Genomic DNA, 20,310 nt, shown 5'->3' with positions numbered 1-20,310 from the left:
GTTGATTTAATCAGAGATGGATTTAAAGATCTAAATTGTCCAGAGCGTTTTTTTGGAGATGACTAGTATCTGCCCAGCGCTCAACCTTCCATGAACTGCCATCATGGCTAATCCAATTGAGCGATGCATTGGGGACTGTAACGGCTTTGTCGGCCTCCAAGGCTTGATTGCTAGCCACTCGATACATCATGTCTAATGCGCCCCCATGACTAACTAACAAAATAGTTTTGCCGACATGTTTTTGTCTAAGCTCCTCTAGCGCGCATCGGATGCGCTCTGCAAATTGCACAATACTTTCTCCGCCACGCATATCGTGATAGAGGTCCCTGCTCAAATGAATCTTCCACAGCTCTGGCTCTACTAGGGGAGCATCGTTCAAGCTTAAGCCTTGCAGGGCGCCAAGATGACGTTCTCTAAGGGCGCTATTTGTGATCGCGGTAACTGGATATAAGTTTTCAATGGCTTTAGCCGTTTGCCTAGCTCGCTGCAGGTCGCTGGTGTAAAGCACATCGAACTGCAAATTCATCTCTTTCAGGGCTTGAGCCATTTGGGAGGCCTGCTCTAATCCGGAAGCATTTAACTCAATATCAGTATGACCCTGTAGGCGACGCTCGACATTCCAATCAGTTTCTCCATGGCGCACTAAGCAAAAGCGGGTTGTAGTCATGGGTCAATGATAAAGCCCTCAACAAAACTTAGGATGTAAAAAAGCCCCGTTGGTGCGGGGCTTGGAATTTATGCAGCAGCGATAGCGTATTTGCTAAGCGCTCTTAAAATCTTGTCTTTATCTTTTGGTTTTGTACTGGTCTCAAGTAATTTATTGAGCTGTGTAACGTTCAGTGGCCCAAGGCGCGCTTTTCCTGTTTTGGTGAGCATGGGGTCGTTTTTTCTGTTTCTTTGGTTTTGGCCTACAGCCATGAAGTTTCCTAGAGTAATGGAATGATGAATCCTAGAAGCAAGTTCAAAGATTCCCCTGTCTAGGGCGCACAATAGTGATCACAGTTCAGAATAACAGCTTCAATGTTCAGGCGCTATGATTAAGGCATGATTAATCTTGCAAACATCCTTTTTTCTTTGGTAATGGGCTTTCTGATGTCAGTGAGCATTACCCTTGCAACTACTTTTGTGCGTGTGGGGCCTGTAGAAAACTTCTTTTTAGTTTGGCTTGAGGTTTGGTTGGTAGCATATCCAGTGGCAATCGTCTGTATATTGCTTTATCGTCCATTCGCTAGCAGGATAACGGCTGCATTATTAGAAAAAATCATTCACAGTAAATAACTAAGGCATCAGGAAGGTTTTATATGAAGGCTTATCTACCTAGCATTCTCTGCATCATTAGCCTCAGTGGGTGTGCTGCAGTCTATACAGACGCATCAGATGCCAATCACGTGACCTATCTGAATAGTAATGGCGAGTCTATTGCACAGTTAACCCAAAACGCTAATGCTTATTGTGCGCAATACGGTAAGGTTGCCACTTTCAGAAATAGTGACACACAGTTGGTTGCTGTTTTTGACTGCAAGTACCCACAAAAACAATAGCAATCAATTAGCCTGCCAGATCCGACTGGTAGATTAATCCGGCATGTTCTCTGAGCGCGTGGAATTGAATCGATTCCCAGCGCTGTTGTGCTACATCTAACTCCGACTTATGGGAAGCCAAAAAAACTGATGCGCCCACAACATCTTCTGCCATGCGGTGAATGTTTTCTTGAGTGAACTTTTTTAATGCTACGGGGTCATCTGAGCTGACCCAGCGCGCTAAGCTATAGCGTGCAGGCAACAAACGTACTTCTGCCCCATATTCAGTTTGGAGGCGGTGACTCACTACTTCGAATTGCAGCTGTCCAAAAGCGCCAAGTAGCATCGTGCCACCAGACATAGGGCGGAATACCTGAATAGCGCCTTCTTCACCTAATTGCATCAGGCCAGTTCTCAGTTGTTTAGATCGCAAAGGATCGGCAGATTCAACCATGCGAAAAATTTCAGGCGCAAAAAAAGGTAGGCCAGTAAATTGAAGTTGCTCGCCCTCTGTTAGGGTGTCACCCAGGCGAAGTAGGCCATGATTTGGCAGACCAATAATATCTCCTGGAAACGCTTCATCCAAAATATCGCGTCTTTGCGAAAGAAAAGACAAAGCATTATTGGTGCGCACTTCTTTTGCGTTACGACAAATCTTGAGCTTCATGCCGCGCTGAAAGTGACCAGAGCAAATTCGTAAAAATGCTACGCGATCGCGATGGGCGGGATCCATATTCGCTTGAATCTTAAACACTACTGCTGAGAATTTATTTTCAGACGGACTTACTTCGCGTTGCAATGCTTTGCGTGAACCTGGTGAAGGTGCCAGCTCAACAAGCGTATTCAGAATTTCTCGAACCCCGAAATTGTTAATCGCTGAGCCAAAGAAGACGGGCGATTGTCGGCCTGCCAAGAAGGCCTCGCGGTCAAAAGCAGGCATCGCTTCTTTGATAAGCTCGACTTCTGCTAAGGCGTTTTCAAGATCAGATCCAAGACGCTCTCTAAGGGCAGGATCATTGATATCGACAACTGCATGAGAGTCTTCCGTAACACGATCTTCGCCCGCCTTGAACATACGCATACGCATATTGGCAATATCAATCACGCCGGCAAAGGATTTGCCCATACCTACTGGCCAAGTAAATGGCACAACTTCAATACCTAGGGCGGTTTCAATTTCATCCATTAATTCCATGGGAGGCTTAACCTCGCGATCCATCTTATTAATGAAGGTCACAATTGGCGTGTTGCGAGCACGACATACTTCAAGTAAACGAAGGGTTTGTGATTCAACGCCGTTGGCAGCATCAATGACCATTAATGCAGAGTCAACAGCCGTTAATACACGGTAGGTATCCTCGGAGAAGTCTTGGTGGCCCGGAGTATCTAAGAGATTAATGATGCAGTCACGATATTCCATCTGCATGACTGAGCTTGCTACAGAAATGCCGCGTTGCTTTTCAATTTCCATCCAGTCTGAAGTTGCATGTCGACTGGCTTTACGAGCCTTTACGCTCCCCGCAATCTGAATCGCCCCTGCATAGAGTAGTAGTTTTTCAGTAAGCGTAGTTTTTCCTGCATCTGGGTGAGAGATGATGGCAAAGCTGCGACGTCGTAATACTTCTGCGCCTGGGGTACTGGAGGTAGTGGTTTCGATGGTAATTCTGCGCTGATTAGTGTGGTTCGGACGCAATTATAAGCGGGCAAGCTTCTTCAGAATTGCTCATCCGCCCTAACAAATCGCCATTGGCCTGGGGGCAATGGGCCCAATGAGATACGACCCATTCTGACGCGCTTCAGGCCAATGACTTTGAGGCCTACCATCTCACACATTCTGCGAATTTGGCGCTTACGACCTTCGCGCAATACAAAACGTAACTGATCTTCATTTTGCCAACTCACTTGTGCTGGTTTGAGTGCAACGCCATCCAGCGAGAGGCCATGCTTTAAACGATCAAGATCTTCAAATGAGAGTGCCCCTTCCACTCGCACCAAATATTCTTTTTCAATCGGACTGTTTTCTCCGATCAGCAATTTAGCAATGCGCCCATCTTGGGTCAGTACCAGCATGCCAGTAGAGTCAATATCTAACCTACCTGCAGGAGCTAGTCCTTTGGTATTAAAGCGCGGGCTGCGGCCCTTATCCAGTGGACTGCCGAAGTAATTATCTGGGGTGATTAAGGAGGCAGCAGGTTGATACTCTTGCTCATCATCGTAGTGAGAGATATAGCCTACTGGCTTATTCAAAATCACGGTTACTCGAGAAGCCTGTTGTACTTTGGCTCCAGACTGTAATTCAATCTTTTGATGCCGATATGCACGAACACCAAGCTCATTGACTACCTCACCATCAACGGTGACTAAGCCTTGCTCAATATAGGCATCTGCCTCGCGGCGTGAACATAATCCCAGTTCTGAGAGCAGTTTAGAAACACGTACTTTTTCTTCCATGGCTACATTATCCGTTAAAGACGGGATTTAAATGGTGCAGGGCAATATTAGATATTCGCTAAACTGCAAAAGTCATCCAAATTGAACAAGGAAAAACAAAATGACTGCTAGTTTGAAAAAACCACCAATTTATAAAATTCTCTATTTTCAGGTGCTGGTAGCAGTCGTTTTGGGTGTTTTACTGGGCCATTTCTATCCTTCCTTAGGCGTTGATATGAAGCCTTTTGGGGATGCCTTTATTAAAGGCATCAAGATGTTAATTGCGCCCATTATTTTTTGTACGGTTGTGGTTGGTATTGCCGGCATGGAAGACATGAAAAAAGTTGGCAAGACAGGCGGCATTGCCCTTCTGTATTTTGAAATCGTGAGCACGATTGCCTTGATCGTGGGACTGGTTGTAGTGAATGTTCTACAGCCCGGTGTCGGTATGAACATTGATCCAGCGAGCTTAGATACTAAAGGGATTGCTGCTTACACTGGCCCAGGAAAAATGGCCACAACGACTGAATTTTTACTCAACATTATTCCGAGTACAGCCGTTGACGCATTTGCGAAGGGTGAAATTTTGCAAGTGCTCTTTATTGCAGTGTTATTTGGTTTTGCGTTACATAGATTTGGCGGTCGTGGAACGATGGTGTTTGACTTGATTGAAAAAACCTCACATGTTCTTTTTGACATCATTGGCATCATCATGAAATTTGCACCAATCGGCGCTTTTGGGGCAATGGCCTTTACGATTGGTAAGTATGGCGTCAGCTCATTATTTTCTCTAGGCAAGCTGATGGGTGCCTTCTACATCACCTGCTTACTGTTTGTCTTTATTGTTTTAGGGATCATCGCGCGCTTAAATGGATTTAGCATTTTCAAGTTTGTGCGCTATATCAAGGAAGAGCTTTTAATTGTTTTAGGTACCTCATCCTCCGAATCAGTTTTGCCACGCATGATGGAGAAGATGGAGCTTTTGGGAGCCAAGAAAAGTTGCGTAGGCTTGGTTATTCCAACAGGGTATTCATTTAATCTGGATGGCACCTCAATCTATTTAACAATGGCTGCAGTATTCATTGCGCAGGCGACTGATACCCCCATGACTATTTTTCAGCAGGTCACTCTTTTGCTGGTTTTATTGCTGACCTCAAAAGGTGCCGCAGGTATTACGGGCAGCGGATTCATTGTATTGGCAGCAACATTATCTGCAGTGGGTAATGTGCCTGTAGCAGGCCTTGCAATTATTTTAGGCATCGACCGTTTTATGTCTGAAGCACGTGCTTTGACCAACTTAGTTGGTAATGGCGTTGCAACTATCGTTGTTGCAAAGTGGACAGGCGAGCTAGATGAGAAACAGTTGTCTAGCGCCTTAAACAGAGATGGCTGGATTGAAGCGCAGGATCCTGAATACTTGTTGGATCAAAAAGAAGAAAAAATGCGTTAATCAAGTTCTCACAATGTGAACGCTGCAGGGGGCCTCTTCTACGATTTTCGTCATAGAGGTTCTCCACGGAGCGACTTTATTTGGGAGCTTGTGGGAGGCGCCGATCAAAATCAGTGAGGCATCATTGTCCTTGGCAAACTCCACAATGCGTGACGCGGGGTCCATCGCTTCTAGTACATGATAAGAAATTCTTTCTGGTGGAAGCTTCAGAGGCTTCGCCCAATCCATCAATTGAACTAGGTGCCCACGCACAATTCCACTGGCTGTTTCACTTTCGTGATTACCTTCGTAGGTTGGGGTGCTTGCAATAGTACTTAAGCACACCAAGCGACTTTCAGGATAGGCTTGCAAGAGATTTTTGGCGGTGCTTTGCATGCGTTCGCGTAAATCTTCATCTGATTGTCTGGTATCAATCGCTGCAATCATCAGCGGCGCATCATAGTTACCCATACTCGGACGTGGGCTGGGAGAAGGTTCGTAGCCAGCAGCTTTAAACATTCCCTTCAGGTTTTCCCAAAAGCTGGGAGGCTCTACTCGCTCACCACGCTCTGTAATCCTAATTCCCTCTGGATCTCTGAGTGCCTGGCGTAATTGTGTTGCACTTTGATAGCGATCTGCGGCCCGCGGCTCTATACAGCGCAGCACGACTTCTTGGAGCCAGCGCGGAATTTCTCGGCGAATTGCCCGCGGAGGAAAAGGCTTTGCCCACATCCGTCTTCGCAGGCCGCTCATGGTTTGAGGATTGCCAAATGGCAACTCACCAGTGAGCAATTCATACATGATGACGCCGATGGAGTAGATATCGCTTCGTGAGTCCGAGCGAATACCTGCAACCTGTTCTGGAGAGATATATGGAGCAGAGCCAATACCCTTGCGCATCTCTTCCGCAAGCAAATCTGGGTAACGCGCATGATGCGAGAGACCAAAATCGATGAGGATTAATTTGCCTTGTTCATCAATCAGAATGTTTTCTGGCTTGATATCCAGGTGAATAGCATCCTGTGAATGGAGTGATTGCACCGCTTGTGCGAGATCTGCTCCAATGCGTACAACCTCGTCAACGGTAAATAATTTTCCTTCTTTAATAAGATCTTCTAATGGCCGGCCTGCAACTCTTTCCATGGCAATGTAGGGGCGAGTTGCCATATTGCCGGCACCCAGAAACTTCGGTACATAAGGGCTTTTGAGGGAACGCAAAATGGTGAGTTCGGTTTCAAAACCAATCAAGCTCTCAACAGGTTGATCTCTTCCTACCCTGGGGATCTTTAACAGAATCGGGACATCAATACCTTCCTTGGTAGCAGAGAATAGGCTAGCCATTCCACCGCGATGCACTTCTTTTCCCAGGGTAAAGCCATCGACAACTTTACCTTCTTGAAAGATGTCATCTACCGCTTCAATATTCGTATTAATCGGCATGGCTTATTTGCCAGTGATCAAGCGATTGGCTAATTCTTCTGGCAATCCCGCGCGACGCACTTTATCTGCCGCAGCAAAATGATCGTATGGTGTGCGATGAAAAGTAAGCACTTCAGTTTCTGGTTCAAAGACCGCAAAACATGCCTCAGGATTGCCGTCTCTAGGTTGGCCCAGTGACCCGACAACACCGACCCACTGGCGATGTGGGAGCACTGGAATTTCATCGCCAGGATGAGGGGCAAAGCGAATGAGCTTGCCAACGGCGCTTTGATAAAAGAGGGCTTGCTCGTGCGCATGACCTACAAAGGTATAGCTTTTGCCTGAACTCTGGGCACAGTACCAAGCACTCATGCTATCCGTGACATAGTTCCAGTCAGCAGGATTGTGAGCAGATGCATGCGCAAAGCAAATCTTCTCTTCATTTATGATCAGCGGGAGGTTTTTTAGAAATTCGATATGACTATCATTGAGCTGGGTCTTAGTCCACTCAATTGCAGCATTGGCATTAGGGTTCATTTTCATACTGCAATCTTTAAAGATTGCTTCGTCATGATTCCCCAATATGGCAAGCGCTTTTTTGGCGTCTACTAAGTCAGCGATACGCTCAATGATGCCTGCAGGATCTGCGTTATAGCCAACGATATCGCCTAAGAAAGCCATGCGGGTTACTCCAAGCTCTTCGGCCCTGGCCATGCAGGCCTCGTAAGCCTCTAAATTACTGTGAAGATCGGCAAATAGCCCAATGCGTTCTGTCATCCCTTAATGATAGGTCAAAAGGGTATTAGATAGAAGGGTTATAGGGGTTAGCTTGATTGCTTGGTGGATTTTTAAAGCGCTTATGGACCCAATAGTATTCGGCTGGGCGCAGTCGGATTTCAGTCTCAAAGTATTGATTTAACCGGGCCGTGTCAGCTATCGGATCTGGCCCTGGAAAATTTTCTAAGGGTTTGCTGATTTCGCAAAGATAACCAGACTCATCCGCTTTTAAAGTGGTAGTCATCAAACACACATCTGCCCCAGTGATTTTTGCTAACCGCGAAACTGCAGTGATGGTATTTGTTTCAATTCCAAAGAAAGGGACAAACTCGGAATCTTTGATGCCGAGATCAATGTCTGGTGCGATGATGATGAAATCGCCATTGCGAATTTCGCGAATAATTTCTTTCGTGTTTCCTTGGCGATCAATTGAATTTCCACCAAAGCGATTACGCCACTCAATAATTTTTTTATTAAAGAATGGATTCTTCATACGCTGAAAAAAGCCCGAAGTACGAGGCCAGTGTTCTTGCTTTGCGAGGGCGCTTAGAATAATGCTGCCTTCAATGCCAGTGAAGTGCATATTGACGAGGATACGCGGCTTTTTACTTGCAAGGTCTACGGCAGATTTCACTTCAATCATATCGCTGAGCTGCTTGCTACTACCCATCCAAATAATACTTTTCTCCACCAAGCTTCTGCCCAGCAGGCGCCAGTGTTCTTTACTAAGGCGGCCGATCTCTTCAGTACTTAATTTTGGAAAACACAAATGCAAATTAGTCTTGACTACCTGGTTTCTGTCTCCAGGAATATGCGCAGCAATAAACCCCAAGCCATAGCCAATGGCAACTAGCAGCTTATAGGGTAGTAGGGAAAGTAGCTTTAGAAAAGCAACAAGAAGATGATTAAGCAAAGATCTGAGCAAATGAAATTTACTCAGATTCGTAGCGCGTTAGAGTTTTTTGATAGCGCTCTTCCATTTCATCAATGGAGCTACAAGACATTCCCAGGTCTTTGATAATTCCAGTATCTAAACGATAAGCCCAGCCATGCACGGTGAGGTCTTGGCCGCGTGCCCAAGCATCTTGAACAATCGTGGTTTCGCAGACATTCACAACTTGTTCAATCACGTTGAGCTCACATAGGCGATCTTGGCGTTTGGGAGTTGGTAAAACTTCTCCCAAGTAGCGCTCATGTTTTTGATGAACGTCTTTTACATGCCGCAACCAGTTGTCCGCAAGACCTACGCGTAGATCGCTTAGTGCAGCGTGCACGCCCGCGCAACCATAGTGACCAACCACTAAGATATGTTTGACTTTCAATAAGTCAATTGCAAATTGAATCACCGATAAGCAATTTAAATCGGTATGAACGACCACGTTAGCAACGTTGCGGTGAACGAATAATTCGCCGGGCAAAAGATCAACAATTTCATTGGCAGGCACGCGACTATCAGAGCAGCCAATCCAGAGATATTCCGGAGCCTGTTGGTTAACCAGTCGCTTAAAAAAATCAACATCTTTCGCAACCATGCCCTCAGCCCATTCGCGATTGTTTTCGAATAGGTGTTCCAATGCTTTGGAGTTCTTCATAATCATGGTTTAAGTTTAAAGTACTTTAATGACGCCTATTTGGTTAAAACAAACCCCTAACGGAATTACGTTAAATCTGCATTGCCAGCCTGGTGCGAAGCAAACCAAAGTGGTGGGCTTGCATGATGGGTGCCTCAAGATTTCTCTTCAGGCTCCGGCTCAAGAAAATAAAGCAAATGAGCTATTGCTTGCCTGGCTGTCGAAGCAGTTGAAGCTGCCTCAAAAGCAAATTCAATTCGTTTCGGGGCAAAACAGCAGAAAAAAGCGAGTGGAGGTTTGGGGCCCGATTAGCGCGGAACAAATTATTTTGGCCCTAAACCCCTAAGTCACCAAAAAATTGCCCACAAGAGCCCTAGGATCAACACCCACTTACCGATGTAATAAACGCTGCGATGTGATGCTTTCAGTTTTTTTGCTTGGGCTCTGAGTTGATAAAAATACTTGAACAGAACATTTACAGCCCCAACTTTTTCGCCTTCAACATTTTGAGACGCGGCTGCACTCATCACGTAGTGACCAAACCAGCGATTGAGCCAGCGCACTACTTTTGTATAAACCGGTCTCTCAACATCGCAAAATAGCACTATGCGTTGTTGATCGGTTTCATTCGCAGCAAAGTGAATATAGGTCTCATCAAACATGACGGGCTCGCCATCTTTCCAAAAATAGCGTTCACCATCGACCTCGATAAAGCATTTGGGATCATTCGGTGTGACTAGGCCAATGTGGTAGCGCAGTGAGCCTGCATAAGGGTCGCGATGGCGTACTAGGGTTGCTCCAGGCGGCAAAGAGGCAAACATCGCCGCCTTAATCGAGGGAATCGATTTAAGCAGGGCAACAGTCTTTGGGCAGCTCGATTGGGCTGAAGGCAAGTCCTTTCCATACCAATAGAGATAAAAACGCTTCCAGCCCGTTCTAAAGAAGGAATTAAAGCCAATATCGTTATAACCGGTAGCAGCTGCAATGGCGCCGTCTGCGTTTAATGAAAGGGCTTCTTGGCGAATCGTTTCCCAGTTATCTTGCAAAGGCTTCATCTCTGGAAACTGACTTACTGGAATATAGGCTGACGCCTTTACTTTGGAAAATAAATATAAAAGCGTATTAATTGGGGCTAATAGAACTTGATAGTCCATTAGTGAGCGCACAATTCCAAAGCGTACTTTGCCTCTGAAATAAACATATAAGGCTGAGACTATAAAAATAAAAAAGACGATATGACGAATTTGCATAGAGTTAGCCAATTAAGTAAGTGCATCCATTTTAATTTGCCTAAGCTTGTCCAATGGGCTATTTCTTCAGCAGGGATGCACATATACTTAGCAAAGATAGGTTCGGGTGCCCGATTAGGGTTTATGTGGATATTAGTCTAGGAAGATCGTATGAATAGGTTCATAAAGTGGCTCTTAAGCCTTGTTTTAATTGGGGTTGTGGGTATTTCCCTATACACCTGGTTCATGCTTACTTGGAGCTATGGCAGCGGTGAACGCGCCGGTTATGTGCAGAAATTCTCGAAACGCGGGTTTATTTGTAAAACTTGGGAAGGGGAGCTGGCGATGGTTTCTATGCCCGGGACAATGTCTGAAAAATTCTACTTTACGGTGCCTGAAGATGCTGTAGCAGAGAAAATTAATGCTAATCTAGGAAAAAAAGTAGCCCTTCAATATCAACAGCACATTGGTTTGCCAACGAGCTGTTTTGGGGATACAGAATATTTCGTATCTGGCATTATCGTTTTGGATGAGTAATTTGTAGTCGTAGTAAAAAATTGCTGTATCGCATCTTTATTTTTGTAATTTTTTGTGGTTAAAATCATGTAAGCGTAATGTGCGCTGACATCAATATCTATAAGGAGCTTCACTTGAACAAAGCCGAACTAATCGCAGCGATTGCTGACGACGCGGAGATCTCTAAAGCCAAAGCTGAATTCGCATTGAATTCTGCAATTGAGAACATTATCAAAGCTGTTACCAAAGGCGACTCAGTACAACTGATCGGTTTCGGTACATTTGCATCTGGCAAGCGTGCTGCACGTATGGGCCGCAATCCAAAAACTGGCGAGCCACTCAAAATTGCTGCTGCTAAAACTGTTAAGTTTTCTGCTGGTAAAGCATTTAAAGATTCAGTTAACAAACGTAAGAAGTAATTCTTTCTTTGTTAATAAAAAAGCCCGAGATACCGGGCTTTTTTATTGCCTGAAGAATGGATTGCTCTCAGGTAATTTCTATTAGCTTTGGACTAAGCGGCGATGACGATGAATGCTCATCAAGATACCAGCCCCAAATCCCAGGGTGACCAATGCAGTACCACCATAACTGATAAATGGCAGCGGTACGCCAACAACCGGAAGTAAGCCACTAACCATACCAATATTCACGAATGCATACGTGAAGAAAATGAGCGTAACGGATGCGCCTAATAATCGTGTAAATAAGTTAGGCGCACTTGAAGAGATAGTTAAGCCTCTTTTAATGAGCGCAAAGAAAAGTGCAATCAATATGAGGTTGCCTAGCAAACCAAACTCTTCTGAAAAAACAGCAAAGATAAAGTCCGTATGTTTTTCAGGAATAAATTCTAGGTGGGCTTGTGTGCCCTGAAACCAGCCCTTCCCAAAAAATCCACCTGAGCCAATGGCAATCATCGATTGAATAGTGTGAAATCCTTTTCCGAGAGGGTCGCTACTTGGATCGAGCAATGTACAGATACGATGCTTTTGATAGTCATGCACAAATGGCCAGACAACATCGTGTGCACAAATTGTGCCGCCAAAAATAATAATTAAGAGAATGCCAATTACGCCAATACCAACAAAGGGCAAAATCCATTTCCAGGGCAACCCAGCTAAGATGATGACGTACAGCCCAGCTGCAAAAACCAATAGCGCGGTACCCAAGTCCGGTTGACGGGCAATCAGAAAAACGGGTATAGCCAGAATGATCGCTGCAACTCCATAGTCCCAACTCTTCTGAATACCTTCACGCTTTTGAAAGTACCAAGCAAGCATCAGAGGCATAGCAATCTTCATGATTTCAGAAGGCTGAATCACAATGCCAATATTTAACCAACGACGTGCACCTTTTTTGATTAATCCGAATACTGCAACTGCAACGAGCAAGGCAACGCCGAATCCATAAATCCAAACAGCCCCCATCTCTAACCACTTTGGTGGAATACGAGAGACGATCCACATCACTAAGAATGAGAGAGCAAGATTGCGTAGCTCATCAGAAATTTGCACAGGTGTGTTTTGACTTGCAGATAGAAATGTAAAAAAACCAACAGCCGCTAAGCCAAGCAGAATAAGGCCTAGCTGGCGATCTAATCCAGCAAAGATGCTAAAGAAAGCAGATTTAATTTTGATTAAGGGGCTCTTTTCCATTCTGGAACCTCCTTAGGCCACTTGCCCTCAATGTAATAGTCCAGCGCTTGACGTGCAATCGGTGCAGCATACTGCGCACCAAAGCCTGCATTTTCGACTACCATCGCAATTACAATGGTTGGCTTGTCTGCAGGAGCAAATGCAATATATAAAGCATGGTCACGCAAGAACTCTGCAGTAGCACCATGTTTGTAATCTTTCGAATTCAAACTAAAGACTTGTGCAGTACCTGTTTTTCCGCCTACTTGATAGTTGGTACCTTTGAACGCTGCAGCAGATGTGCCGGAGTTGTTCACTTCGACCATGGCTTTTTTGATTACTTCAATATTTTCGGCATTGAGGTCGATTCGATAGCTCTCTTTGGGTGTTGTCAAAACGCGATTACGGGTAAATGGATCTTCAATCGCTTTAACTAAGTGTGGCTTCATCACAATCCCGTTGTTTGCAACGTTTGCCATCGCATGGGCCAACTGCAAAATAGTGAAAGCGTTGTAGCCTTGGCCGATGCCTAAAGAAATCGTTTCACCTTCATACCATTTTTGTTGCTCTGGTTTTTTGAAAGTATTCTTTTTCCACTCTGTGGAAGGAAGGACCCCTTTTGCTTCACCCTGCAAATCAATCCCAGTGATCTGACCAAAGCCAAGCGGCTTCATAAAGTCAGCAATCATATTCACACCCATATCGCGAGCAAGCATGTAGTAGTAAGTATCACAAGATTCAACAATAGACTTTTGCATATCCACAATACCGTGACCACCCTTCTTATCGTCACGGAAAGTGTGATTACCAAAATCAAAATAACCTGGATCTGAAATAGTTTGTGATGGCGTACGCTTTTTATTTTCCAAGGCAGCTAATGCCATGAAAGGCTTATACGTTGAGCCTGGTGGATAGATGCCTTTGAGCGGGCGGTTATAGAGCGGCTTTTGTGGAGAGTCATTGAGCTCTTTCCAGGTAACCGAATCAATTCCTTCAACAAAATCATTCGGGTTAAAGTTGGGCTTGGATACGAAGGCGAGCACATCTCCGGTCGCTGGTTCAATTGCTACGAATGCACCACGAAAGTTTCCATACAACTGTTCAACTAAATATTGCAACTTGATGTCTACCGAGAGAACAATATTTTTTCCAGGAACTGAAGGTGCGCTAGAGAGTGTGCGAACCGGTTTTCCGCCAGCAGTAATTTCTACTTGGTCGTACCCAGGCACACCACGTAGAACGTTTTCGTAACTTTGCTCTAAGCCAATTTTCCCAACGTACTGAATGCCAGGCAAAAAGGAGGCTTGCAGGGCATCAGGATCATCTGCCTTGGCACCCTCAATTTCAGCCTGCATACGCTCTTTATCTTTTTGAGAAACTCGTCCGATATAGCCTATAAGGTGCGAGGCTAGTTCGTTATAGGGGTACTCACGGAAGCTTCTAGCCCGAATCTCAACCCCTGGAAAGCGGTAGCGATTGGCCATAAACCGGGCTGTTTCGGTCTCATTGAGCATTGAACGCAGTGGAAAAGTGCCCATATTTCGAGAATCTTCCAGGGAGCGCTTGAAATTTCGGCGATCTCTGGGGGAAATATCAATAATTTCAGAAAGCTCATTAATCAGCTGATCTACATTGCCTTTCACCTCTTCGGCATTCACATCGAGCGTAAGAGCAGAGTAGTTCCTACCAATCACAAGACCGTTACGGTCAATAATCAATCCGCGATTTGCTGGGGCAGGTACTAAAGCAATACGATTGCTTTCTGCAAGTAAGGAGTATTTGCTGTGGCTAATGAGTTGGAGCCATACCAAGCGCGTTACCAGTAGCAAGAAGCAAAAGGTAACAAACAAAGTCGCAATATGAATGCGCTCTTGAAATGAGTCGAGATCTGGTTTTTTAAATGAAACCATACAGCTTCTTAGAGTGGCCGATTGTGATCGACGTCAATCGGGCGACGCTGAGGCGCAAGCAATATGTGCGTAGCCACTGGCCAAAGCATTGCCTCAATAAAAGCCTGTATAGCCCCTGTGAGGGCCCACCAGTAAAGCTCTCCGCTGAGTAACCAATGCACTAATACTGGAAATAAAGAGACGAGCAAGAAGACTGGTAGCAGGTGTAGGGCTTGGGATAAAACAGTTAACGCAACAATCCGTCTATGCCAGGAGATGGCAAGGTATGCCACAAGGGAATAGCTAAAGGCATGAAGACCTAGAAGATCCGAGTTATGCACATCCATCATTAAGCCAAGTATGAAAGCGGTGATCACACTGACATAACGATGTTGGTGAATGTTCCAAAACACGATACACAAAATCAACCAGTCGGGAACCCAGCCATAGTTACCGATAGGCAATAAATTTAAGAGCAGCGCACAAAAGAGGCTGAAGTAAATAAACACCGGATTTACCGGACGCAGAATATAGCCGCTTTGGAAATCAATCATTGCATTCCCCTTGCGCGCGTTTGACGGCGACCGGGTGCATTCGTTTGTGAAGCGCCACTGCTTGACTTATTGTTGAGCGTCGGTGCCTTAGCGTCAAACTGTGGATCGTATAAAAATGCCAAGGCTTGGCGGTAGCGATTGACTGCAGCCACCGGAACGCAAAAGACATTGGAAGAGTTCTTGTCGGCGTTTCGTTCAATTTTGCTGATGATGGCCACTGCAAATCCTGGCGGATAAACGCCATCAATTCCGGAGGTTAATAAGATGTCTCCAACCTCTAGGTCGCTAGCAACTGGTAGATAGCGTAGTTCTAGGGGATTGCCGCGGCCTGCCCCAAAAACAGCCGCTCTTAGCCCATTGCGAGCAACTTGGACGGGAACCGCAAAGTCGCGATCCTCCAGCAAAGAAACCTCAGCTGAACGATCGTAGAGGCGGACAACTTGCCCAAGAATGCCGGACTCATTGGCAATAGGGTTGCCTAGTTTCAGGCCGTCATTACTGCCACGATTAATCACAATCCGTTGAGAGATCGGATTTGGTGGGTTAAAGAGGATTTCTACCGGTAAGGTTTTGAAGGCAACTTGTTTTTGGAGCGCCATCAGTTCACGCAAATTCTGGTTTTCTACCATGAGAAATTCAGATTGATTTGCTAGTAAAGAGAGCTCTGCTTGCCGCGCTTTCATGACTTGATTTTCTTGATCAAGCGTTGAGCGCGTAGTGAAATATTCTGACGTTGCTTCATAAGCATTGCGTGGCGTCATCATGACATATTCAAGGGGGCGCAAAATCCAATTCACATTATTGCGAATTGGATCGAGTGCTTTGAAACGAAAATCGATCAGCATCAGAGCGATGCTGATCGACAGACAGACAATCAGTTTGAGTAAGGCCGGAATGCCCTGTCTGAAAAGTGGTGGAGCGCTATGTTGCAATTCCCTAGTCGACGTGTATGTCGCTTACTCGTGCGAGAACACTCCGCCTAACTTATCCATGCGCTCAAGTGCAATACCGCAACCACGAGCCACGCAAGTTAATGGATCTTCTGCCACATGAATTGGCAAGCCAGTTTCTTCGAGCAAGAGACGATCAAGGTCGCGCAAAAGGGCGCCGCCACCAGTAAGCATCATGCCGCGCTCAGCAATGTCGGACGCCAACTCAGGCGGAATCTGCTCGAGAGCCGCTTTGACTGCGGTGACAATTTGATTCAATGGATCAGTGAGCGCTTCCAAAATTTCATTGCTAGTGACAGTGAAGCTACGGGGGATGCCTTCAGAAAGATTGCGACCTTTAACTTCCATCTCGCGCACTTCAGCACCAGGGAAAGCAGAGCCGATAGTTTTCTTAATTTGTTCAGCAGTTTGTTCACCAATCAACATACCGTAGTTACGACGAATGTAATTGGTAATGGCTTCATCAAACTTATCGCCACCAACACGCACAGAGCCTTTGTAGACCATGCCACCTAATGACATTACGCCTACTTCTGTAGTGCCGCCACCGATGTCTACTACCATCGAACCAGCTGCTTCAGAAACTGGCAGTCCAGAACCGATTGCGGCAGCCATTGGCTCTTCAATCAAAAATACTTGTGATGCGCCTGCACCTAATGCAGATTCACGAATGGCACGACGCTCAACTTGAGTGGAGCCACAAGGAACGCAAATAATGATGCGTGGGCTTGGTTTTAATAATTTGCTTTCATGCACAAGCTTGATAAATTGCTTGAGCATTTGTTCGGTAATAGTGAAGTCGGCAATAACGCCGTCCTTCATTGGGCGGATGGCCTCAATATTTCCTGGAACCCGACCTAACATCGCTTTTGCCTCTTTTCCGACGGCCAAAATGGTTTTTTTGCCATTTGGGCCACCTTCTTGGCGAATCGCCACAACCGAGGGTTCATCGAGGACAATACCCCGCTCACGCATGTAAATTAAGGTGTTGGCGGTTCCTAGGTCGATGGCTAGGTCATTGGAAAAGTAGCTGCGGAAAAAACCAAACATGATGTAGTGGGAAAATAGAAGTTGTTAATAAAAATATATAGGAATGATACTCTAGCGCCCCATGAATCTTGATGATGTCCAGCGCATTGCGCACCTTTCCAGGCTTGAGTTAAACCAAGCAGAAGCTGAAGCGGTTTTGCCTCAATTGCAGGCTATTTTTTCTTTGGTTGAAGAAATGCAAGCCGTCGATACCAGCGGTCTTGAGCCTTTAGCTCATCCGATCCTCTTTTTGCGGGATTTGGCCCAGCCTTTGCGCGCCGATCAGGTTACCGAGTCGGATCATCGTGCTGAAAATATGCAGTCTGCCCCAGCCCAGCAAGATGGCTACTTCTTAGTTCCCAAGGTGATTGAATGAGCTGGCACAACACCCCGATCGCTCTAATGGCGAAAGCCTTGGCTGCAAAAGAAGTCTCTAGTACCGAGTTAACCCAGTACTTTTTAGACAGAATTGAGGCTGGAAAGCGGTGGAATGCTTACTTAGATGTAAGTGCTCACTTAAGTTTAGATCAAGCCAATAAAGCAGATCAATTAATCTCTTCTGGTAAAGCAGGAAAATTAACAGGTATCCCGGTCGCTCACAAAGATGTCTTTGTGACACGCGGCTGGAAGTCGACTGCGGCATCGAAAATTTTGGATGGGTATCAAAGCCCATTTGATGCAACCGTGGTTGCCAATTTGGGAATTCCGGATGAGGGCAATCCGAATGGTGCCGGCATGGTTTGCTTGGGCAAAACCAATATGGACGAATTTGCTATGGGCTCTTCCAATGAGAACTCTGCCTATGGCGCTGTCCTCAACCCCTGGAACTCCGCTCATGTTGCAGGCGGTTCATCAGGTGGCTCTGCCGCAGCTGTTGCAGCGGGATTAGCCCCAATTGCAACCGGCACAGATACGGGCGGTTCAATACGCCAACCAGCGGCATTTTGTGGTCTGACTGGAATTAAACCAACTTATGGGCGTGTCTCGCGTTACGGCATGATTGCCTACGCATCTTCATTGGACCAAGCAGGTCCCATGGGAAAGACTGCTGAAGATTGCGCATTGTTACTTTCCGCTATGTCTTCTCATGATCCGCGCGATTCCACATCGCTTGCAGATTCTGGTGAAGACTATGGTCGTTACCTCAATCAAGCATGGCAAGAAAAAGACGCGAACGCTGCGAAACCACTTGAGGGTTTACGCATTGGCCTACCAAAAGAATTCTTTGCAGAGGGTTTAGCTACAGATGTTGCTAAGTCAGTGCATGAGGCCGCCAAAGTGTTTGAGAGTTTAGGTGCAAAGTTAGTCGAAGTGAGTTTGCCGAAAACGAAATTATCTATTCCGGTGTATTACGTTTTGGCTCCTGCAGAAGCATCCAGTAATTTAAGTCGCTTTGACGGTGTTCGCTACGGACATCGCGCTAGTGAATACAAAGATCTTGGTGATATGTATCAGAAGTCGCGAACTGAAGGTTTTGGTGCTGAAGTAAAGCGACGCATCATGATCGGCACTTATGTCTTGTGTCATGGATATTACGATGCTTACTATTTGCAAGCACAAAAAATTCGTCGCATTATTGCCGCGGATTTTCAGGCAGCCTTTAAGGAGTGTGATGTCATCCTCGGGCCCGTTGCGCCTGATGTGGCTTGGCGACTAGGGGAGAAATCCAAAGACCCGGTACAAATGTATTTGGAGGATATTTATACCCTTTCAACAAATTTGGCGGGCTTACCAGCAATGAGTGCGCCTTGTGGATTTAATCCCAGCAATTTGCCCATTGGTATGCAATTAATTGGCAATTATTTTTCTGAAGCACGTTTATTGCAGGTAGCGCATCAATACCAACAAGCCACTGATTGGCATTTACGTCAAGCAAGCGAGGTGGCATGATGCAATGGGAAGTCGTTATTGGTCTTGAGACCCACGCGCAATTACAAACGAATTCAAAAATATTTAGTGGTGCAAGCACACGCTTTGGCGCAGAACCAAATACACAAGCTTGTGCAGTAGATCTCGCATTACCAGGCGTGTTACCAGTTCTCAATCGCCAGGCGGTTGAGCACGCGATCTGTTTTGGCTTGGCTGTAGGCGCAAAGATTTCACCTGCCAGCATTTTTGCGCGCAAGAATTATTTCTATCCTGATTTGCCTAAGGGTTATCAAATTAGCCAGATGGAAATCCCCGTTGTCGTTGGAGGCCAGCTAGAAATTTTGGTTGGTGATGAGGTGAAGCTTGTGCAGCTGACACGTGCCCACATGGAGGAAGATGCTGGCAAATCCGTTCATGAAGAGGGCTTTATTGGCCCCCATGGTGAAGCCTCTAGCGGCATTGATTTAAATCGAGCAGGCACACCGCTTTTAGAGATCGTGACTGAGCCTGTAATGCGAAGTGCTGCCGAAGCAGTTGCCTATGCCAAGGCATTACATACCCTAGTCGTTTGGCTTGGCGTTTGTGACGGCAATATGCAAGAAGGCTCTTTCCGTTGCGATGCCAACGTTTCAGTTCGTCCGATGGGGCAAAAAGAATTTGGTACCCGTTGCGAGATAAAGAATCTAAACTCATTCCGTTTTTTGGAAGAGGCGATTCAATATGAAGTGCGTCGTCAAATTGAGTTAATTGAGGATGGCGGTACGGTTGTTCAAGAAACCCGCCTGTACGATCCTGACCGTGGCGAAACACGCAGTATGCGTAGCAAGGAAGATGCAAATGACTATCGCTATTTTCCTGATCCAGATTTATTGCCTGTAGTCATTGATGGGTCATGGATTGGTGCTGTGCGCAGCAAGATGCCTGCGCTTCCTGCACAGCTCCGTGAGCAGTGGCAAAAGGAATATGGTTTGAGTGCTTACGATACTCAGTTACTAACGCAAGATCGTGATACTGCTGCCGTCTTTGAAGAGCTTCTCTCAATTGTTGGTAAGCCATTAGCAAAAGCTGCAGCAAATTTAATCGCTGGTGAATTCGCTTCTTCATTAAATCGTGCGGGCCTTGCCGTCAATGATGCTCCATTAAAAGCCGAGCATTTGGCTCCATTACTCACCCGTGTTGCGGATGGCACGATCTCTAACAAGATTGCTAAAGATATTTTTGCGATTCTATGGGAAGAGGCTATTGCAGGTAAAGCGATGAGCTCGGTCGATCAAATTATTGATGCCAAAGGCTTGAAGCAGATTAGTGATAGTGGCGCCCTAGAAGCCATCATTGATCAGGTGTTGGCAGCTAATCAGAAGTCAGCAGAAGAGTTCCGATCTGGTAAAGAGAAGGCATTCAATGCTCTAGTGGGTCAGATCATGAAGGCATCACAAGGCAAGGCCAATCCTGGCCAGGTAAATGAGCTCTTGCGTAAAAAGCTGAGTTAAGTAGGTT

Annotated in this window: 23 protein-coding genes; 9 read left to right on the top strand and 14 right to left on the bottom strand. The window is 45.8% G+C overall.

What is annotated here, in order from left to right:
• Window positions 1-22: 22 nt before the first annotated feature.
• Both IEN92_RS03310 and IEN92_RS03305 read right to left on the bottom strand, forming a co-directional pair.
• A complete protein-coding gene (locus tag IEN92_RS03310; protein WP_216160589.1) occupies window positions 23-667 on the bottom strand; it encodes a histidine phosphatase family protein in 645 nt (214 codons plus the stop codon).
• A 68-nt stretch (window positions 668-735) separates the two neighbouring features.
• Window positions 736-876: a hypothetical protein gene (locus tag IEN92_RS03305; protein ID WP_216160586.1), complete on the bottom strand. Its 141-nt coding sequence runs from the start codon at window positions 874-876 to the stop codon at window positions 736-738.
• A gap of 168 nt (window positions 877-1,044) precedes the next feature.
• On the opposite strand from IEN92_RS03305, the gene IEN92_RS03300 reads away from it, so the two are divergent.
• Both IEN92_RS03300 and IEN92_RS03295 read left to right on the top strand, forming a co-directional pair.
• A complete protein-coding gene (locus IEN92_RS03300) occupies window positions 1,045-1,278 on the top strand; it encodes a DUF2798 domain-containing protein (RefSeq protein ID WP_216160583.1) in 234 nt (77 codons plus the stop codon).
• Window positions 1,279-1,301: 23 nt separating this feature from the next.
• Window positions 1,302-1,541 (top strand): hypothetical protein, encoded by a 240-nt coding sequence (locus IEN92_RS03295; RefSeq protein ID WP_216160580.1) that lies wholly within the window; start codon window positions 1,302-1,304, stop codon window positions 1,539-1,541.
• 7 nt (window positions 1,542-1,548) lie between these two features.
• Here the strand turns inward: IEN92_RS03295 and IEN92_RS03290 are convergent, their stop codons facing one another.
• Both IEN92_RS03290 and IEN92_RS03285 read right to left on the bottom strand, forming a co-directional pair.
• The gene (locus tag IEN92_RS03290) at window positions 1,549-3,177 is read right to left on the bottom strand and encodes a peptide chain release factor 3 (RefSeq protein WP_215377071.1); all 1,629 of its coding nucleotides are present in this window, start codon (window positions 3,175-3,177) and stop codon (window positions 1,549-1,551) included.
• 56 nt (window positions 3,178-3,233) lie between these two features.
• A complete protein-coding gene (locus IEN92_RS03285) occupies window positions 3,234-3,971 on the bottom strand; it encodes a pseudouridine synthase (RefSeq protein ID WP_215374434.1) in 738 nt (245 codons plus the stop codon).
• A 100-nt stretch (window positions 3,972-4,071) separates the two neighbouring features.
• Between IEN92_RS03285 and IEN92_RS03280 the strand changes: the two genes are divergently transcribed.
• Window positions 4,072-5,400 (top strand): dicarboxylate/amino acid:cation symporter, encoded by a 1,329-nt coding sequence (locus tag IEN92_RS03280; protein ID WP_215374431.1) that lies wholly within the window; start codon window positions 4,072-4,074, stop codon window positions 5,398-5,400.
• On the opposite strand, the gene IEN92_RS03275 is transcribed toward IEN92_RS03280, so the two are convergent.
• Genes IEN92_RS03275 through can form a run of 4 tightly spaced genes read right to left on the bottom strand, consistent with a single transcriptional unit; the run spans window position 5,401 to window position 9,173 of the window.
• Window positions 5,401-6,819, bottom strand: a complete 1,419-nt coding sequence (locus tag IEN92_RS03275) for a protein kinase (RefSeq protein WP_216160577.1) — start codon at window positions 6,817-6,819, stop codon at window positions 5,401-5,403. It abuts the gene before it with no gap.
• A gap of 3 nt (window positions 6,820-6,822) precedes the next feature.
• Window positions 6,823-7,575: a metallophosphoesterase gene (locus IEN92_RS03270; protein WP_215374425.1), complete on the bottom strand. Its 753-nt coding sequence runs from the start codon at window positions 7,573-7,575 to the stop codon at window positions 6,823-6,825.
• 25 nt (window positions 7,576-7,600) lie between these two features.
• Window positions 7,601-8,500 carry a lipid A biosynthesis acyltransferase gene (locus IEN92_RS03265; protein ID WP_216160574.1) on the bottom strand — a complete coding sequence of 300 codons (900 nt, stop codon included), beginning with the start codon at window positions 8,498-8,500 and terminating at the stop codon, window positions 7,601-7,603.
• Between the two features lie 7 nt (window positions 8,501-8,507).
• Complete coding sequence (can, locus tag IEN92_RS03260) at window positions 8,508-9,173, bottom strand: carbonate dehydratase (RefSeq protein ID WP_215374420.1); 666 nt, start codon at window positions 9,171-9,173, stop codon at window positions 8,508-8,510.
• A gap of 22 nt (window positions 9,174-9,195) precedes the next feature.
• On the opposite strand from can, the gene IEN92_RS03255 reads away from it, so the two are divergent.
• Window positions 9,196-9,492 carry a DUF167 domain-containing protein gene (locus IEN92_RS03255; RefSeq protein ID WP_216160570.1) on the top strand — a complete coding sequence of 99 codons (297 nt, stop codon included), beginning with the start codon at window positions 9,196-9,198 and terminating at the stop codon, window positions 9,490-9,492.
• A gap of 1 nt (window position 9,493) precedes the next feature.
• On the opposite strand, the gene IEN92_RS03250 is transcribed toward IEN92_RS03255, so the two are convergent.
• Window positions 9,494-10,390, bottom strand: coding sequence for an aspartyl/asparaginyl beta-hydroxylase domain-containing protein (locus tag IEN92_RS03250; protein ID WP_370623899.1), 897 nt, complete (start codon window positions 10,388-10,390; stop codon window positions 9,494-9,496).
• Window positions 10,391-10,621: 231 nt separating this feature from the next.
• Between IEN92_RS03250 and IEN92_RS03245 the strand changes: the two genes are divergently transcribed.
• Both IEN92_RS03245 and IEN92_RS03240 read left to right on the top strand, forming a co-directional pair.
• Entirely contained in the window at window positions 10,622-10,912 is a 291-nt protein-coding gene (locus IEN92_RS03245; protein WP_255539749.1) for a hypothetical protein, read from the top strand.
• Window positions 10,913-11,025: 113 nt separating this feature from the next.
• Entirely contained in the window at window positions 11,026-11,310 is a 285-nt protein-coding gene (locus tag IEN92_RS03240; RefSeq protein WP_087908896.1) for an HU family DNA-binding protein, read from the top strand.
• Between the two features lie 81 nt (window positions 11,311-11,391).
• On the opposite strand, the gene rodA is transcribed toward IEN92_RS03240, so the two are convergent.
• Genes rodA through IEN92_RS03215 form a run of 5 tightly spaced genes read right to left on the bottom strand, consistent with a single transcriptional unit; the run spans window position 11,392 to window position 16,965 of the window.
• Window positions 11,392-12,543, bottom strand: a complete 1,152-nt coding sequence (rodA, locus tag IEN92_RS03235; protein WP_215374410.1) for a rod shape-determining protein RodA — start codon at window positions 12,541-12,543, stop codon at window positions 11,392-11,394.
• On the bottom strand, window positions 12,525-14,432 hold the full coding sequence (gene mrdA / locus IEN92_RS03230; protein WP_216160564.1) for a penicillin-binding protein 2: 1,908 nt from the start codon (window positions 14,430-14,432) through the stop codon (window positions 12,525-12,527). Before mrdA ends, rodA begins: the two co-directional genes overlap by 19 nt.
• An 8-nt stretch (window positions 14,433-14,440) precedes the next feature.
• Window positions 14,441-14,965, bottom strand: coding sequence for a rod shape-determining protein MreD (gene mreD, locus IEN92_RS03225; protein WP_216160561.1), 525 nt, complete (start codon window positions 14,963-14,965; stop codon window positions 14,441-14,443).
• Window positions 14,962-15,897, bottom strand: a complete 936-nt coding sequence (gene mreC, locus IEN92_RS03220) for a rod shape-determining protein MreC (RefSeq protein ID WP_216160558.1) — start codon at window positions 15,895-15,897, stop codon at window positions 14,962-14,964. The genes mreD and mreC overlap by 4 nt, the downstream gene beginning before the upstream one ends.
• A gap of 24 nt (window positions 15,898-15,921) precedes the next feature.
• Window positions 15,922-16,965: a rod shape-determining protein gene (locus IEN92_RS03215; RefSeq protein WP_215374401.1), complete on the bottom strand. Its 1,044-nt coding sequence runs from the start codon at window positions 16,963-16,965 to the stop codon at window positions 15,922-15,924.
• A gap of 61 nt (window positions 16,966-17,026) precedes the next feature.
• Here IEN92_RS03215 and gatC point away from each other — a divergent pair, with 61 nt between their 5' ends.
• Genes gatC through gatB form a run of 3 tightly spaced genes read left to right on the top strand, consistent with a single transcriptional unit; the run spans window position 17,027 to window position 20,303 of the window.
• Window positions 17,027-17,320: an Asp-tRNA(Asn)/Glu-tRNA(Gln) amidotransferase subunit GatC gene (gene gatC, locus IEN92_RS03210; RefSeq protein WP_215374398.1), complete on the top strand. Its 294-nt coding sequence runs from the start codon at window positions 17,027-17,029 to the stop codon at window positions 17,318-17,320.
• Window positions 17,317-18,834 carry an Asp-tRNA(Asn)/Glu-tRNA(Gln) amidotransferase subunit GatA gene (gene gatA, locus IEN92_RS03205; protein ID WP_216160553.1) on the top strand — a complete coding sequence of 506 codons (1,518 nt, stop codon included), beginning with the start codon at window positions 17,317-17,319 and terminating at the stop codon, window positions 18,832-18,834. The genes gatC and gatA overlap by 4 nt, the downstream gene beginning before the upstream one ends.
• Window positions 18,834-20,303, top strand: coding sequence for an Asp-tRNA(Asn)/Glu-tRNA(Gln) amidotransferase subunit GatB (gene gatB / locus IEN92_RS03200; protein ID WP_216162137.1), 1,470 nt, complete (start codon window positions 18,834-18,836; stop codon window positions 20,301-20,303). Before gatA ends, gatB begins: the two co-directional genes overlap by 1 nt.
• Window positions 20,304-20,310 lie beyond the last annotated feature (7 nt).

The organism is Polynucleobacter sp. MWH-Creno-3A4 (assembly GCF_018881885.1).
In the GTDB taxonomy this organism is placed as follows: Bacteria; Pseudomonadota; Gammaproteobacteria; order Burkholderiales; family Burkholderiaceae; genus Polynucleobacter.
The sequence above is the reverse complement of the archived record's forward strand: the minus strand, read 5'-3'. Positions and strand labels throughout refer to the sequence as shown.

Coding starts and splice junctions, on each gene's coding strand:
- IEN92_RS03310 (WP_216160589.1), bottom strand. CDS start 667: ATGACTACAACCCGCTTTTGCTTAGTGCGCCATGGAGAAACTGATTGG.
- IEN92_RS03305 (WP_216160586.1), bottom strand. CDS start 876: ATGCTCACCAAAACAGGAAAAGCGCGCCTTGGGCCACTGAACGTTACA.
- IEN92_RS03300 (WP_216160583.1), top strand. CDS start 1,045: ATGATTAATCTTGCAAACATCCTTTTTTCTTTGGTAATGGGCTTTCTG.
- IEN92_RS03295 (WP_216160580.1), top strand. CDS start 1,302: ATGAAGGCTTATCTACCTAGCATTCTCTGCATCATTAGCCTCAGTGGG.
- IEN92_RS03285 (WP_215374434.1), bottom strand. CDS start 3,971: ATGGAAGAAAAAGTACGTGTTTCTAAACTGCTCTCAGAACTGGGATTA.
- IEN92_RS03280 (WP_215374431.1), top strand. CDS start 4,072: ATGACTGCTAGTTTGAAAAAACCACCAATTTATAAAATTCTCTATTTT.
- IEN92_RS03275 (WP_216160577.1), bottom strand. CDS start 6,819: ATGCCGATTAATACGAATATTGAAGCGGTAGATGACATCTTTCAAGAA.
- IEN92_RS03270 (WP_215374425.1), bottom strand. CDS start 7,575: ATGACAGAACGCATTGGGCTATTTGCCGATCTTCACAGTAATTTAGAG.
- can (WP_215374420.1), bottom strand. CDS start 9,173: ATGATTATGAAGAACTCCAAAGCATTGGAACACCTATTCGAAAACAAT.
- IEN92_RS03255 (WP_216160570.1), top strand. CDS start 9,196: ATGACGCCTATTTGGTTAAAACAAACCCCTAACGGAATTACGTTAAAT.
- IEN92_RS03245 (WP_255539749.1), top strand. CDS start 10,622: ATGCTTACTTGGAGCTATGGCAGCGGTGAACGCGCCGGTTATGTGCAG.
- rodA (WP_215374410.1), bottom strand. CDS start 12,543: ATGGAAAAGAGCCCCTTAATCAAAATTAAATCTGCTTTCTTTAGCATC.
- mrdA (WP_216160564.1), bottom strand. CDS start 14,432: ATGGTTTCATTTAAAAAACCAGATCTCGACTCATTTCAAGAGCGCATT.
- mreD (WP_216160561.1), bottom strand. CDS start 14,965: ATGATTGATTTCCAAAGCGGCTATATTCTGCGTCCGGTAAATCCGGTG.
- IEN92_RS03215 (WP_215374401.1), bottom strand. CDS start 16,965: ATGTTTGGTTTTTTCCGCAGCTACTTTTCCAATGACCTAGCCATCGAC.
- gatC (WP_215374398.1), top strand. CDS start 17,027: ATGAATCTTGATGATGTCCAGCGCATTGCGCACCTTTCCAGGCTTGAG.
- gatA (WP_216160553.1), top strand. CDS start 17,317: ATGAGCTGGCACAACACCCCGATCGCTCTAATGGCGAAAGCCTTGGCT.
- gatB (WP_216162137.1), top strand. CDS start 18,834: ATGCAATGGGAAGTCGTTATTGGTCTTGAGACCCACGCGCAATTACAA.